Source organism: Marinomonas algarum, assembly GCF_020532605.1.
GTDB classification, from domain to species: Bacteria; Pseudomonadota; Gammaproteobacteria; order Pseudomonadales; family Marinomonadaceae; genus Marinomonas; species Marinomonas algarum.
This window is the reverse complement of record NZ_JAJATW010000001.1, coordinates 58,860-73,756: the sequence shown is the minus strand read 5'-3', so window position 1 is coordinate 73,756 and position 14,897 is coordinate 58,860. Positions and strand designations below refer to the sequence as shown.

The 14,897-nt window shown below is 44.8% G+C and carries 14 protein-coding genes; 13 read left to right on the top strand and 1 reads right to left on the bottom strand.

Going from position 1 to position 14,897, the window contains the following annotated elements:
* The first annotated feature begins 7 nt into the window (after positions 1–7).
* From pabC to LG368_RS00310, 6 genes are read left to right on the top strand one after another with little or no spacing between them, the layout of a single operon-like run.
* A complete protein-coding gene (pabC, locus tag LG368_RS00335) occupies positions 8–835 on the top strand; it encodes an aminodeoxychorismate lyase (protein ID WP_226752758.1) in 828 nt (275 codons plus the stop codon).
* Positions 822–1,853, top strand: a complete 1,032-nt coding sequence (mltG, locus tag LG368_RS00330) for an endolytic transglycosylase MltG (RefSeq protein WP_226752757.1) — start codon at positions 822–824, stop codon at positions 1,851–1,853. The genes pabC and mltG overlap by 14 nt, the downstream gene beginning before the upstream one ends.
* A gap of 9 nt (positions 1,854–1,862) precedes the next feature.
* A complete protein-coding gene (tmk, locus tag LG368_RS00325; protein WP_226752756.1) occupies positions 1,863–2,501 on the top strand; it encodes a dTMP kinase in 639 nt (212 codons plus the stop codon).
* Positions 2,502–3,440 carry a DNA polymerase III subunit delta' gene (gene holB, locus LG368_RS00320; RefSeq protein ID WP_226752755.1) on the top strand — a complete coding sequence of 313 codons (939 nt, stop codon included), beginning with the start codon at positions 2,502–2,504 and terminating at the stop codon, positions 3,438–3,440.
* 7 nt (positions 3,441–3,447) lie between these two features.
* A complete protein-coding gene (locus LG368_RS00315) occupies positions 3,448–4,269 on the top strand; it encodes a TatD family hydrolase (RefSeq protein ID WP_226752754.1) in 822 nt (273 codons plus the stop codon).
* Complete coding sequence (locus tag LG368_RS00310) at positions 4,269–6,731, top strand: Lon protease family protein (RefSeq protein ID WP_226752753.1); 2,463 nt, start codon at positions 4,269–4,271, stop codon at positions 6,729–6,731. The genes LG368_RS00315 and LG368_RS00310 overlap by 1 nt, the downstream gene beginning before the upstream one ends.
* Positions 6,732–6,770: 39 nt before the next feature.
* On the opposite strand, the gene LG368_RS00305 is transcribed toward LG368_RS00310, so the two are convergent.
* The gene (locus LG368_RS00305; RefSeq protein ID WP_226752752.1) at positions 6,771–7,061 is read right to left on the bottom strand and encodes a hypothetical protein; all 291 of its coding nucleotides are present in this window, start codon (positions 7,059–7,061) and stop codon (positions 6,771–6,773) included.
* 169 nt (positions 7,062–7,230) lie between these two features.
* Here LG368_RS00305 and LG368_RS00300 point away from each other — a divergent pair, with 169 nt between their 5' ends.
* From LG368_RS00300 to LG368_RS00270, 7 genes are all read left to right on the top strand, one after another.
* The gene (locus LG368_RS00300) at positions 7,231–7,683 is read left to right on the top strand and encodes a cytochrome b562 (protein WP_226752751.1); all 453 of its coding nucleotides are present in this window, start codon (positions 7,231–7,233) and stop codon (positions 7,681–7,683) included.
* A gap of 72 nt (positions 7,684–7,755) precedes the next feature.
* The gene (locus LG368_RS00295; protein ID WP_226752750.1) at positions 7,756–8,109 is read left to right on the top strand and encodes a hypothetical protein; all 354 of its coding nucleotides are present in this window, start codon (positions 7,756–7,758) and stop codon (positions 8,107–8,109) included.
* Between the two features lie 132 nt (positions 8,110–8,241).
* On the top strand, positions 8,242–9,303 hold the full coding sequence (locus LG368_RS00290; protein WP_226752749.1) for an AraC family transcriptional regulator: 1,062 nt from the start codon (positions 8,242–8,244) through the stop codon (positions 9,301–9,303).
* 140 nt (positions 9,304–9,443) lie between these two features.
* Positions 9,444–11,234, top strand: a complete 1,791-nt coding sequence (locus tag LG368_RS00285) for an acyl-CoA dehydrogenase family protein (RefSeq protein ID WP_226752748.1) — start codon at positions 9,444–9,446, stop codon at positions 11,232–11,234.
* Positions 11,235–11,308: 74 nt separating this feature from the next.
* Positions 11,309–12,973 (top strand): electron transfer flavoprotein-ubiquinone oxidoreductase, encoded by a 1,665-nt coding sequence (locus tag LG368_RS00280; RefSeq protein ID WP_226752747.1) that lies wholly within the window; start codon positions 11,309–11,311, stop codon positions 12,971–12,973.
* Between the two features lie 97 nt (positions 12,974–13,070).
* Entirely contained in the window at positions 13,071–13,526 is a 456-nt protein-coding gene (locus LG368_RS00275) for a YaiI/YqxD family protein (RefSeq protein ID WP_226752746.1), read from the top strand.
* A gap of 14 nt (positions 13,527–13,540) precedes the next feature.
* A complete protein-coding gene (locus LG368_RS00270; RefSeq protein WP_276572988.1) occupies positions 13,541–14,830 on the top strand; it encodes an NAD(P)/FAD-dependent oxidoreductase in 1,290 nt (429 codons plus the stop codon).
* The last annotated feature ends 67 nt before the right edge of the window (positions 14,831–14,897 follow it).

The following is a 14,897-nucleotide window of genomic DNA, read 5'->3' as shown; positions in this document are numbered from 1 at the left end:
TTTAGCCATGACTTGGTTTGTTAACTACCAGCAAAATATTACTGTTTCGCCTGCCGACCGTGGCTTAGCGTACGGTGATGGTGTTTTCGAAACCATTCGTACTTTTCCTCTCAGCTTTTCCGAACTTAAATTTCATCTTTCACGTCTTTATCGTGGCTTAAATAAGCTCGGTATGCCTTTTTCTGCAGAGCAAAAACAAACACTTTGTGACTTTCTTTATCAAACCGTCTTGCCAAAAATTGAGCACGAAAGCGTCATTAAAATAATTGTTACTAGGGGAGAAGGTGGAAGAGGGTATTTGCCTCCGATAAACTGCGAACACATGATTTCTGTTGGCATATTGCCTGCACCTGATTACAACAGTCAGCGTCAAAATGGTGTCGCTTTGTCGTTGTCTCCCATTCCGGTAAGCAACAATCGTTTCTTGGCAGGCATGAAACACCTCAATCGCCTTGAAAATGTACTTGCAAAGCAACGCCTTACTGTCCCTTACTTTGAATCCATCATGTTCGATTCACATCAACATATTGTTGAATGTATCCAAAGCAACATATTTTGGTTTAAGGATGGTCTACTTTTTACACCGTCACTTATTTCATCAGGAGTGCAGGGCACCTATCGCAGTGCCATTATTTCAGGACAAAGCCAATATTGTGTGCAAACAGGACGTTTTAAGCTAAGTGCGTTAGAGTCAGCCGATGAAGTCTTTATTACAAACAGTTTAATGGGTATTGTTCCAGTCACCCGCATTGTTGATCGGTCTTTGCCTATAGGTGTTCATACACTGACATTACAAAAGTTAATGCAAAAAAAGGATAAGCATGGCGCTATTTAAATGGTTTTTTCGACTGGCTTTGCTGGCCATCACTCTAATCGCCTGTGCGTCTGGCTATCTTTATCACCTCATCACTTCGCCAATCACCATAACGGAACAGCAAGTTTTCGAGGTGCGTTCTGGCGATACGGCTTACAGTTTAGGCGCGTCACTGAGTGAACAGGGGCTAATACCACATCCGGTTTTGACTCGAGTCAGTGCAAAATTACACCCTGAATGGATACCGAAAGTTGGTCAATACGCTATTGAGCCTAATATGACCTTATTGGACGTTATGGCACTCTTTGATTCTGGCCAATCCATTTTTTACACCGTGACACTATTGGAAGGAAAAACAACTCAAGAGTTTTTGGCGGCCATGCAGGCAAAGGGCAATATCAAAATGACGCTGATGGGACGTTCAGCAGAAGAGATTTCAACCGCATTGGCGTTGGACACACCGCACCCAGAGGGGATGTTTTTTGCCAATACCTACCGATATCACAAAGGCGACACTGACGTCAGCATCCTCAAGCACGCAAACCAACTGCTCGACCAAACGCTTACCAATTTGTGGGAAACAAAAGCGGAGAATCTACCGTATCAATCGCCCTATGATGCCTTGATTATGGCGTCTATTATTGAGAAAGAAACGGGCGTTCCAGAAGAAAGGCCTTTAATTGCACGAGTTTTTATTAGTCGTTTGGAAAAAAAGATGCGTTTACAAACTGACCCAACGGTTATTTATGGCCTAGGTGAGAACTTTGATGGCAACTTAACTCGTAAAAGCTTACGCAGTGATACGCCTTATAACACCTATAAAATTTCCGGTTTACCGCCTACGCCTATTGCTAACGTTGGAAGAGAAGCCATTGTCGCAGCGCTTAACCCAGGGAAAACGACGGCACTGTACTTTGTGGCAAAAGGGGATGGCAGTCACACTTTTTCAGATACGCTGAGCCAGCACAATGATGCAGTACGACAATATCAGTTTAAACGCCGTGAAGATTATCGTTCCACGCCAGAAAACACGAAATAAGGAAACGCAATGAAAGGTAAATTTATTTCGCTGGAAGGCGGTGAGGGTAGCGGTAAAAGCACGGCTATTGATTTTATTCAGCGCTGGCTCGAATCCCATAAAGTGCCTTTTATTATGACCAGAGAGCCTGGGGGAACACCTTTTTCGGAAGAGATTCGTCAGCTTGTATTGAGCTCCCGGGAAGAAAAAGTCAACGACACTGCCGAATTATTATTGATGTTTGCGGCACGGGCGCAGCATGTGGCCGAGAAGATCAAACCCGCTATTGATCAGGGTACTTGGGTCGTTAGTGATCGTTTTATAGACTCCAGTTATGTGTACCAAGGTGACGCAAGAGGCGGGAGCACTCAAATATTAGATCAATTAACAGAATGGGCAGTGGGTGACTATCATCCTGATGCTACCTTGTTATTGGACGTTCCTGTCGATGTTGGTCAACAGCGGGTCTTACAGCGTAAATATCAAGATCGCCTAGACAAAGAGTCCAGCCTTTTTCATCAAAAGGTACGAGACGGTTTTCTGGAGCGAGCACGGTTAAACCCGCACCGTATTAGGATTATTGATGCTAGCCTTCCTCTCGAAGATGTTATTGCTCAGATAGAAAAGCAACTTGAGGCATTGGTTCAGTCCTGGTCAGGTGGCATATAAATGGTAAACATCGCTCAATGGCTTATACCTGCTTTACAACAAATACAAACGCTTAAGTCTCAAAGCCGTTTGTCTCATGCACTGCTCATTACCGGTGCTGACGGCGTCGGTCAAGAGTCTCTAGCGCGAGAAGTCGTCAAGGATCTGATGTGTGAAAGTCAGCAAGGTAAAGCGTGCGGCCTATGCCATTCATGTCAGCTAATGAAAGCGGACTCACATCCTGATTTTCGTGTATTGGAGGGTGAAACGGGCACCATAAAGGTGGATCAAATTCGTCTTTTGGTGAAACAAATTAGCCAAAAACCTCAAGTAGGCAAAAACAAAGTCGTTTTGATTACGCACGCGCAAGCAATGAATATCAATGCAGCCAATGCGGTGTTAAAAGCGTTAGAGGAACCGGCTGACCATACTTTTTTTGTTCTCACCAGCTCACAGTCTTCTCAACTGTTGCCGACGATTCGCAGTCGTTGCTTGTTAGTCAAAGTTCCCACGCCCACAACAAGAGACGTCGCTGAGTGGCTGCAACAAGACGCAAGCTTACAGCCACTCAGTCAATTATTTTGGCTAACGACGCAGCCTTACCGATTATTAGCGCTTGAGCAACAAGGGAAAACCGCTTTATACACCGAATTACCTGAAAAGCTGTACGCTATGTTAACCGAGGTTTCGGGAGTGAGTGATATGGTAAAAGGCATAGACAGCAAAAACATTGACGATTATTGCAATGGCTTAGCGGCGATTCTCCATCAGTGTATTTGCCGCTCAACGGGGAGTGACTTAGCCCCCGCTTTGGAGCCTATCTACCAAGTTTTGATTCACCGCCTCAGCATTCAAACACTGATGCAACGATACCAAGCCCTACAAATGTTGAAGTCAGACCTTCAAAAAACAAATTTAAACCCCATCATGCAACTTACACACGAATTAAATCAGTGGTAAAGAAACTATGTTAATCGATACCCATTGTCACCTAGACATGTTGGATTTAACACCCTACAACCATGATCTGCATGCTGCTCTTGATGCGGCTTACCAACAAGGCGTGAGACAACTGTTGAGTATTTCAGTTGATCTCAAGAACATGGAAACTATTTTGGGCTTCACTCAGCGTGCTGGCGTCTATGCCAGTTGTGGTGTCCACCCACTTCACAGTGAAGGCTTAATCACCGACGGTCACCTATTACGTCAGCATGCTGCGAACTCTCGTATCATTGCGATTGGTGAAACCGGTCTAGACTATTTTTATGAAGCGTCAGAAGAAGCACATGAAGCGCAACAAGTCAGCTTTATGCACCATTTAAAGACAGCGGGTGAGCTTGGTTTGCCGGTTATCGTGCATACTCGCAGCGCAAAAAACGACACCCTGTCACTTATCCGCCAGCACGGGAACCCTAATACAGCAGGGGTTCTACATTGCTTCACTGAAGATTATGACATGGCAAAAGCGGCGCTGGATGAAAATTATCTGATTTCAATCTCCGGTATCGTCACATTTAAAACGGCCACAGATTTAAAAGAAACGGTGAAGAAACTGCCTTTAGAGTCGTTGATTGTTGAAACCGACGCACCTTACCTCGCTCCGGTTCCTCACCGTGGCAAAAAGAACGAACCAAAGTATGTGTCAGAAGTGGCTCAATATGTCGCTGACTTAAAAGGTATTCGCTATGAAGCGTTACTTGAAGCCACAGCACAAAATTTCCACCGAGTGTTTTCACAAGCAAACCCTCAAGATCAACTCCAGCTTGTCTCACAAAAGGAAACACATTGATGTCGAACACGGTTACCTCAAACATGGTTGCACCTCTTTCTTATCAAGCATTGTCGGCCAAAGTGCCACAAGATCACCTTAGCTTTACGACCCTTAATGACCTTGAGCCATTAAGCGGTATTTTAGGTCAAGAGCGTGCCGTGGAAGCGATTCAATTTGGTGTTGCTATGCAGCGCCCCGGCTACAATATTTTTGCGATGGGCGACTCAGGAACAGGGCGCTCTTCTTATGTGTTGAGTTACTTAAAAAGTGAAGCCAAACGTCGTTGTGCGCCGAATGAATGGGCTTACGTGAACAACTTCACGGAAAGTCACCGTCCAAAGGCCATTGAGTTTGCTCCGGGAATGGCATCAGAGTTTGAGAAAGAAATTCGTACAGTCATTGATGGTTTAATGGCGACTTTTCCTGCGGCTTTTGAAAACCCAACCTATCAACAGCAAAAATCAGTTATTGACCGCGCCTTTAATGATCAATACGAAGCAGCGATTAATAAAGTGGAGCGCGTGTCGGGCAAAATCGGGGTCGCCATGTTCCGCGATGCTTCTTCAGTCAGTTTTGCTCCCATGAAAGAAGGGAAAGCACTAGAAGAAAATGAATTTGCCGCCTTAAGTGATGAAGAACGGGATGCGTTTCAAGAAGGCGTTTCCACCCTTGAAGGACTCTTAAATGAGGAATTGCTTGGACTGCCCCAGTGGAAGCGTGCAACCTATGACCAAATTCGACAGCTCAACCTAGATACGGTCAAAGAAGCACTTGACCCTTTAATGGCAGGTTTGTTTGAGAAGTACCAAGAAAATGCCGATATAACCGCGCACTTAACTGAACTTAGGGAAGATTTAGATAAGACCATTATTGACCAAATGGCCGATGAAAAAGCCTCAGAAAATCGTGATGAAACCGGTCGTCGTCAGTTTTATGAAGAACTGTATCTGCCCAACATCGCGACGACCCACGATGCAAACGGCGGTCAGCCCGTCGTGTATGAACCACACCCAACTTACCGTAATTTATTTGGTCAAGTTGAACACAGCAGCGACCAAGGAATGTTGGTAACCAACTACCGTTTGATACGCTCTGGTAGTCTCCATGCTGCAAACGGCGGTTATTTAATCCTCGACGCTGAAAAGTTACTGACGGATCACTACCTATGGGAAGCTCTTAAACGCGCTTTAAAAAGCAAAACCATTAAGATAGAACACCCCTATGCTGATATGGGGTTGATGAATACCATGACCTTATCGCCTCAAGATTTGCCCCTGCAAGTCAAAGTGGTTTTAATTGGTGCGCGTGATATTTATTATTTATTACAAGATGCAGACCCCGATTTTCAAGAAATGTTTCGGGTCTTGGTTGACTTCGATGACACCTTAAAACGCACCAAAGAGGCAGAGTTGTCGTTTGCTCGTCTGATGAAAGATCGCGTTGACAAAGAAGAATACGCTAACGTAACACGTGACGGTGTCGCGGCTTTGATCGAGTACAGCAGTCGTCTCGCCGAGCACCAACGAGAGATGGCTGCTAAGATTGGTGATGTGTTTGAGTTATTGGGCGAAGCGGATTTCGTCAGACAAATGGCGAAAGAACATGAGATCACCGCAGAGCACATTGCTCGGGCATTAAAAGCCAAAAAGCACCGTACAGGACGCGTCAGTGAAAAGATCATTGAGGAGATCATTGAAGGAACGGTGTTATTGGAAAGTGACGGTTATGCGGTTGGTAAAATCAATGGCCTGACGGTCATGCAAATCGGGGACAGCAGTTTTGGTGCACCAGCACGCATTTCAACAACGGTTTACCCAGGCGGCAAAGGCATCATTGATATTGAGCGAGAATCGAACCTTGGCCAAAATATTCACTCAAAAGGTGTATTGATTTTATCTGGATACTTAGGCGATAAATACGCTCAGCGTTTCCCACTTGATATCTCTGCCTCCATCGCGATGGAACAGAGCTATGGCTATATCGATGGAGACAGTGCCTCAACCGCTGAATTGTGTTGTTTATTATCGGCTTTGATTCAAGTGCCTCTACGTCAAGATCTGGCCATTACAGGATCATTGAATCAATACGGTGAAATTCAAGCGATCGGTGGCGTTAACGAGAAAATCGAAGGCTTTTTCAACGTCTGCCATGCTCGTGGTTTAACTGGGACACAAGGCGTTATCATTCCGAAATCGAACGCAGTCAATCTGATGTTAAACGATGATATTGTTACTGCAGTTGAGGCGGGTCAGTTTCATGTCTATGCCGTATCGACAGCCGATGAAGCCTTGCACCTTTTAACAGGCATAGAGCCAGGTCAACTCAATGAAGAAGGGGATTACCCTGAGGGCAGTTTATCTGCACGTGTTATTGAGCGCCTTGAAGAAATCTCTAAACTTGGCGAAGAAGAAGAGGACGACGAGGAAGAAGATGACACGGAAGGAAGCAAAGAAGAGAAGGGGCCTTCGAAAAAAGCATAAAATAATGTCTTAAACCGCAATAAGCACAGAGGAAGCTTACTAATGTTTTCCTCTTGTGCTTTTTATAATTGCCACCTCACACTCAGAATTAACTAACGTGTACACAGTGAAATACAAGCCTTTGTCTTCCACGTAGATGTAACTGGCAATTTCTTTGCGATAACTCGGCAAATGTTTCTTTAATACTCTCGCTTTCTTGAATACTTTGCCGTCCATATAGTCTTGTGTCGCTTGATCAGCGGCATAAATCGCGCTGATATCTGGGCATTCTGCCCATACGGGTAGGCTAAAAACACCGCCCAAAATCAAAAATAATAGGAACTTCATCATAAGACGTGTTACCTCGAGAATCTTAAACATGATTAATAAACAAGCCACGAACAACAGTCAGTACCAATACATTCTTATTCTATCTGTGTCTTTAGGGTTCGTGCTACTTTATATTAACCTAATGTATTTTTCAGTTAGGTGAACACACACTCAACCAGGAGAGATTTGTATGTTTATAAAAAAAGGCCTTCTTGCCGCGACTATTTTGTCTGTATCTTGCTCAACTGCACTGTTTGCACATGAGCATCATCAAGATGAAATGTGCGGTGAAACCAAACTGCATGGATACATGATGGACATTAAAAACGAACTTCGTGCGATGTCTTCCGATATTAAGTCTGGTGATAATAGCGCTGCGGCAGAGCGTATCGACTCTTTAATCGCTTCCTTAGAGCAGTCGCGTAATGAAACACCGTACCAACTTAAAGCGGAGAAGTTGAAAGGTGAAGCACTAGCCACACAGCAAAAAGAGTATGTGAGGATTATTGATGGCACGATTGATGTCTTTAAAAATCTAGAACAGGCGCTTTTATCGGGAGACTCTGCGGGCATTAAGAAATGGTTAGGAGAAATGGGCAGCCAGAGACAACAAGGCCATGGCGCATTTAAAGCAAATTGCTAGAATTGCCCATGCTTGCTGGATGACCTAGCGTTCATTCACTGATACAATGCGCGACGATAAAGAGAGGATATTATGGCTCGTGCTAAAAAATCGCGCAGTATGCGTGGAAAACTTGGAAAAACTGGCTCAAAAGAGTTGATGAAAGAGCAAAACAAAGCTCGTAAAGCTTCGTCAACACGCCGTTTTGTGACAAAGAAATCCAAGGAACGCAAAGATCAAGCGCACAAAAAACTTGAACGTTTAGGTTTGCTACCAGTAAAAGAAGAGGGTGCGGCACCCACTCGACCACGTCGATTTGTTTTTGTAAAACCTGCTGACGATACAGCGCAGCAGGCAGAAGCAATGGACGCTGTTTCTACAACAGAAGCAGAGAGTGAGGATTTATCACTCGATGAACTGTTGTCTGCTTTTACTGAGCAAAAGTAAACCAGAGCAAAAAGTGCATACATAAAAAAAGGCTGCAGTCATGCGGCCTTTTTTTATGTATGCTGTTTGCACGTATTGAAAACACACAAAATAAAAATTAATCCTGGTTATGTGTCAAGTAAGGTGATTCCTGTGAAAGCATCTGTTCCTATGTCGAGTGTTCGTTACCTCTTAAAAGCCGTTGAAGATCAAGGTCTTGACAGACAAGCTGTCTTGGACAGCGTTGATATAACCGCTGAAGAGTTAGAGCAAAACGACGTATTTCCTGCCTACCGATATGGCATGTTGTATCAAAAAATCATGTGGCTAATGCAAGATGAATCTTTTGGTATGTTAAGTGGTGGCAAGGTGCCAAACGGTACTTTCAGAATGATGTGTCTTTGTATTATTCATGCAAGGAGTTTGGCCCATGCTTTGTATCGATGCAGTGACTTTTATGAGATTTGTCGAGGACCGACCGTAAAGCCAGTATTAATCACAAAAGGGCGCTACGCGATGGTCACTTTTGCGCCTTTAAACGACTCTCAAGAAAATCTGACGAATCTGGTAAAGGCAGAGTCAAAAGAGCAATTAAGAACCACGCTTTCGATGTGGCACCACTTTATTTGTTGGTTAATCGGTCGCCGTTTGGCTTTAAAGGCCGCGTATTTCACCAGCGAACGACCCAGTGACGTTGAACACTATAAAACACTGTTTCAATCAGAAGTGAAGTTTAACCAGCATGCGAATGCCTTAGTTTTCCCCGCCAGTTACCTCGATATGCCGATTGTCCAAACAGAAGATAGTCTTCGAGGGTTCTTGAAAACGGCCCCTTACCAATTGTTGGTCATGGTTGAAAATGACAACAGTTTAAAATCACAAGTGATGGCGATGCTTGGCAAAGACTTTTCGCGGGAAATGCCTAGCGCTGAAGAAGTGGCCAGCGGGTTAAATATGAGTGTGTCGACTTTACGCAGGCGTTTAAACGATGAAAAGACGTCGTATCAAAACATCAAGGATGATTGTCGCAAAGAGGCCGCGATTACTTATATGAATGCGCCCCAGTTATCTATCAATGATATTGCCGCGCTTATGGGCTTTGATGAACCCAGTGCTTTTTTCCGTTCATTCAAAAAATGGACAGGTATGACACCCGGAGAATATCGTAAAAGTGAGGAATATCTGAAATTTGGCAAAACGATGAAATCCCAGTAGTACAGGCGTTTAGCTCTGTTTTTCATCTTGTCTGAATGTATTTGTTAGAAATTTAGGTCTGAATTGTCATTGTGACATAAAGTGAATTTTTACATTCTAGAGGCATCTATCCGCTCGGATAATAACTCGGAGAATAAAAAATGAGCGAATACAAATACCCTTTCAATGACATTATGTTTAGCTTGCAATCGATTGCGAACATTGATCGGTTGACGCCTTATCTAGAAGAGCCCGTCGACCAAGGTTTATTAGAAGCGATTCTGAGTGAAGCCGGTAAGCTTTCAGAACAAATTATTGCGCCTATTAATGCCAGTGGCGACCAAGAAGGCGCTCGCATTGAGGAAGGCGAAGTTCAACAAGCGTCAGGGTTTAAAGAGGCCTTTCATGCCTATGCAGAAGGCGGTTGGCTGAGTTTGTCCGGTGCACCAGAGTTTGGTGGCCAAGGTCTACCATCCGTTATCGCTACGGCCGTCAATGAAGGCATTCAATCGGCCAATTTAGCTTTTTCATTGTGTCCATTGCTTAGCCTTGGTGCGATGGAAGCCATTCATCTGCACGCAAACGATGAACTAAAAGCACAATACCTGCCTAAAATGCTGTCCGGTGAATGGGCGGGCACGATGAATTTAACAGAGCCAGGTGCGGGTTCAGATCTTGCGGCAATTGCCTGTAAAGCAACCCCTGATGGCGATGCTTTTCGCATCCAAGGCCAGAAAATTTACATAACATGGGGAGATCATCAGATGACGGATAACATTATCCATCTGGTGTTAGCCCGTTTACCTGATGCTCCTGCAGGCGTAAAAGGCATTTCTTTGTTTATCGTCCCTAAGTTTTTGTTGAATGATCAAGGCGAATCAAGTGATCGCAATGATTTAAAAGCCCTTTCTTTGGAACATAAAATGGGGATTCATGCGTCTCCAACTTGCGTAATGAGCTTTGGTGATCAAGAGGGCGCCGTTGGCTATCTTGTCGGTCAGAAAAACGAGGGCATAAAAGCCATGTTTACCATGATGAACAATGCGCGCCAAGGGGTTGGACTTCAAGGTCTAGCGGTTGCAGAACGAGCATACCAACAAGCGCTGGATTATTCGCAAGAGCGTAAGCAAGGCATGAACGCAGAAAGAACCGCCAGTGCCGCGATTATAGAACACCCAGATGTTTTACGCATGTTAATGACAATGAAATCACAGCTTGATGCCATGCGCTCGCTGATCTATGTTGCGGCGGTTGAAAGTGATGTGTCTCACTTTTCAAATGGTGAAGAGCAACGCAAGGCAAAAGCGAGAACCGCGCTTTATACCCCCATAGTGAAAGGCTGGATCACAGAACAAGCGCAGGAAATCACCTCGTTGGCCATTCAGGTGCATGGTGGCATGGGCTACATTGAAGAGACAGGGGTTGCACAGTTTGCTAGAGATGCACGTATTCTCCCCATTTATGAAGGCACTAATGGTATTCAAGCCATTGACTTGATAGGTCGTAAACTGCATGTCGATCAAGGAGCGGCCATGTTGTCTTTATTAGAAGACATCGAAGCGGAACTCAATGCATGGCATAACCGTTCTCACCCCGCCAAAACAGAGAAAATGCAAGCTAACATTGAAGCTGTTCAAGACTCTTTAACACTGGCCCGTGATTGTACCGCCGTTTGTTTAGACAGCATGAAAAGCAACACCACATTAGCAACCGCACTCGCTTACGATTATATGATGTTGATGGGGTTCCTAGTGGGGGCTTGGCTGCAAATCAAAGCAGAACAAGAAAGCCTGATCAGTAATACCTTATCAGAGTCTGAAAAAGCCTCTTGGTCTTGCTCTGTCGCTTTTTATTGCGACCATATTTTGCCACGCGCATTAGGTTATGCCCATGCGATAAAAGTGGGTCAAGCATCGGTTGATCAATTGAGTTTAAAAGCATTTCAACGTTAACAGCAGAGGTTGTTAATAGCGTGTGCCGTCTTATTTTAAAACAATAAAAAAAACAGACAATATTTGGAGGCCTTATGACAGACAGAGAAGAAATGGCGTTTGATGTCGTGGTAGTTGGCGCGGGACCTGCTGGTTTATCTATGGCTTGTCGCATTATGCAAAATGCTCAAGCGGACAATTCAAACATCAGTGTGTGTGTTGTCGAAAAAGGCTCTGAGGTGGGTGCCCATATTTTTTCTGGTGCGGTGGTGGAAACAACGGCACTCGATGAGCTGTTTCCAGATTGGCAGGCAATGGGGGCGCCTCTTAATACCAAGGTCACAACAGATGAAGTGTTTTGGTTAGGGTCTGAAAAGACTCATCGTATGATTCCTAATTGGATGGTGCCTAAAAGCCTTCACAATGAAGGCAATTATGTGATCAGTTTAGGGAATTTGTGCCGTTGGTTAGCAGAACAAGCGGAATCTCTGGGCGTTGAAGTGTTTCCTGGGTTTTCTGCAGCGGAACTGGCTTTTGATGCAGAAGGGGCTATAGAGGGTATTATTACGGGCGATATGGGCCGATCTGCTGATGGAAATGAGAAAGACGGTTTTATGCCTGGCATGTTATTAAAAGCGAAATACACCGTATTTGCTGAAGGCTGTCGAGGTCATCTTGGTAAGCAATTGATCACTCAGTTTGCGTTGGATAAAGAGCAATCTCCCCAGCATTATGGATTAGGGATTAAAGAGCTATGGGATCTTCCCACATCTCAAAGTAAGCCTGGTGCGGTTGTTCATACCGCAGGTTGGCCTTTGGGAGAAGATGCAGGTGGCGGTGGCTTCTTGTATCACCTTGAAAATAATCAGCTTGTTGTGGGGCTGATTGTAGACTTGAATTACAAAAATCCTTATCTCAGCCCTTACGACGAATTTCAACGTTTTAAGCATCATCCCGTTATTGCTGCGCATTTAAAAGGTGCAAAACGTGTATCTTACGGCGCGCGGGCGATTGCAAAAGGCGGTATTTCATCATTGCCTAAGATGAGTTTCCCTGGCGGTTTGATTCTTGGGTGTGATGCGGGAACACTGAATCCCGCTAAGATTAAAGGCACACACACTGCCATGAAAAGTGGTTTAATTGCTGCTGATACGGTGTTTGCTGCTTTGCAACAAGAAGCCACATCAGGTTCGTCCCGTCCTAAGCAACTGGTGGATTTTGATCAGCAAATACGGGACTCTTGGCTTGGCGAGGAACTTCAGCAGGCAAGAAACTTTGTTCCCGTGATGCATAAGCTCGGTACTTTCTGGGGAGGAGCATACAACTGGCTCGATCAAAGCGTTTTTTCAGGGCGTTTGCCTTTTCGATTCTATGACAATAAGCCTGACCATGCTTGTACTGAGCCGGCAGAGCAACATACAGCACCAACATATCCGAAGCCAGATGGGGTCTTAAGCTTTGATAAGTTATCTTCGGTGTTTCTATCGAATACCAACCATGAAGAAGATCAGCCTTGCCATTTACACTTGAACGATCCAGACATACCCATTCAACAGAATCTACGCATCTTTGCTGAGCCAGCTCAGCGCTATTGCCCTGCGGGGGTATACGAAGTGGTAGAGGGGCAAAGTGAGACTACTTTCCAAATTAATGCGCAGAACTGTCTTCACTGTAAAACATGCGACATTAAAGACCCCGCTCAAAATATTACTTGGATGACGCCAGAGGGGGCTGGCGGGCCAAACTATCCAAATATGTAGCGTATAAAGACAGTCTAAAGTGCAAGGTGATGTCTGTGACTGGATTTCCCTTTGCACCTGTCTGATAATAGTGACCCAATTCAAACAAGGAATATTTATGCGCTTATGGGTCGACGCTGATGCCTGTCCAAATGTGATTAAGACCATTCTGTTTCGTGCTGCTGAGCGCGTACAAATTCCTTGTATTTTGGTTGCCAATCAAGCAATTGCCGTTCCTCCGTCAAAGTGGATAGAGCGCCGTGTTGTCGGCGCTGGTTTTGATGTGGCCGATAACTACATTGTTGACCATATTGATACTTCTGACCTTGTGATTACTGCTGATATTCCGTTGGCGTCTGAGGTGATTGAAAAGGGCGCTTTAGCGATTAATCCGCGTGGTGAACTTTACACCAAAGAAAATATAAAACAGCGCCTTAGTATGCGCGATTTCATGGAACAAATGCGTTCGTCAGGTGTTCAAACGGGCGGCCCCGCAAGTTTCAATCAACAAGATAGAATGGCTTTTGCTAATACGTTAGACAAGTTATTGGCGCAACAAGCACGCTTGTCTTAACCTTGGGAGTGGATATGAAAAAAATTGTCGTCGTTGGCGGAGGTGCAGGGGGCTTAGAGTTAGTCACCAAACTGGGCCATGCTTTTGGTAAACAACGCCAAGCAGACATTGTGTTAATAGACAGAAGTCAGACGCACATATGGAAACCGTTACTGCACGAAGTCGCCACCGGTTCGCTGGACATTAATAATGATGGCTTAAACTACCGCGCTCATGCGGCAAAACACCACTACCAATTTCAATTGGGCACCCTGATTGGTGTTGACCCAAAGGCTCGCCAACTTACGCTAAAATCCTTATCGGATGACAAAGGGCATTTAGTTCTTCCTGAACGTCGCATTGAGTATGATATTTTAATCATGGCGGTGGGCAGTGTCAGCAACGATTTTGGAACGCCTGGCGTTGCCGAACATTGTTATTTTTTAGATTCCCACAAACAAGCCGAGCGATTCCAACAGGCGTTACTGAATCAGTTTTTACGCATCCACCAAGAAGGCGTAGATGCAAAATTAAAGTTAGCCATTGTTGGAGGTGGCGCCACGGGCGTCGAGTTGTCCGCAGAGCTTTTTCATGTTGCCGACATGTTAAAAGCCTATGGTATGCCAGAGATGTCAGGAAAACGGGTTCAAGTTCAACTTATCGAAGCGGGCCCACGTATACTGCCGGCTTTACCAGAACGCATTGCAGCACAGGCCACCAAAGAATTAGTGCGATTAGGTGTGGTGGTGAGTCAAGCAACCCGAGTCGTCAGTGCCCATGAGGCAGGCTTTGAAACAGCAGACGAATCAGACATCGAAGCAGACCTAATGATCTGGGCGGCAGGGGTCAAAGCCCCGGATTTCATTGGCGACATAGACGGTTTTGAAACCACACGAAATAATCAAATCATCGTAAGAAGTACGTTGCAAACAACCTCATTTGATAATGTTTATGTCATTGGTGATTGTTGTGCCTGTGAGCAGTTAGATGGCTCTTTCGTTCCGCCTAGAGCACAATCGGCGCACCAAATGGCCAGTTTAGTGTTTGACAACATTAAGGCATCCTTTTTAAGCGAAACCTTAAAGAGTTATACCTACAAAGATTACGGTTCACTGGTTAATTTGAGTCGTTACAGTACCGTCGGGAACTTGATGGGAAATCTTATGGGGGGCTCGATGTTTATTGAAGGCCGGATGGCACGTTTTGTTTATGTTTCCTTGTATCGATTGCACCTCATTGCGATACACGGTTGGTTTAAAGCCACCATTATTTTAGCGGCGCAAAAAATCAGTAAGGTCGTAAAACCAAAGTTAAAGCTTCATTGAGCTTACTTCCTTGTAACAAAAAAACCAGTAGGTAGGTTTTAGCGAAGATATGACTTACTGGTCAGAT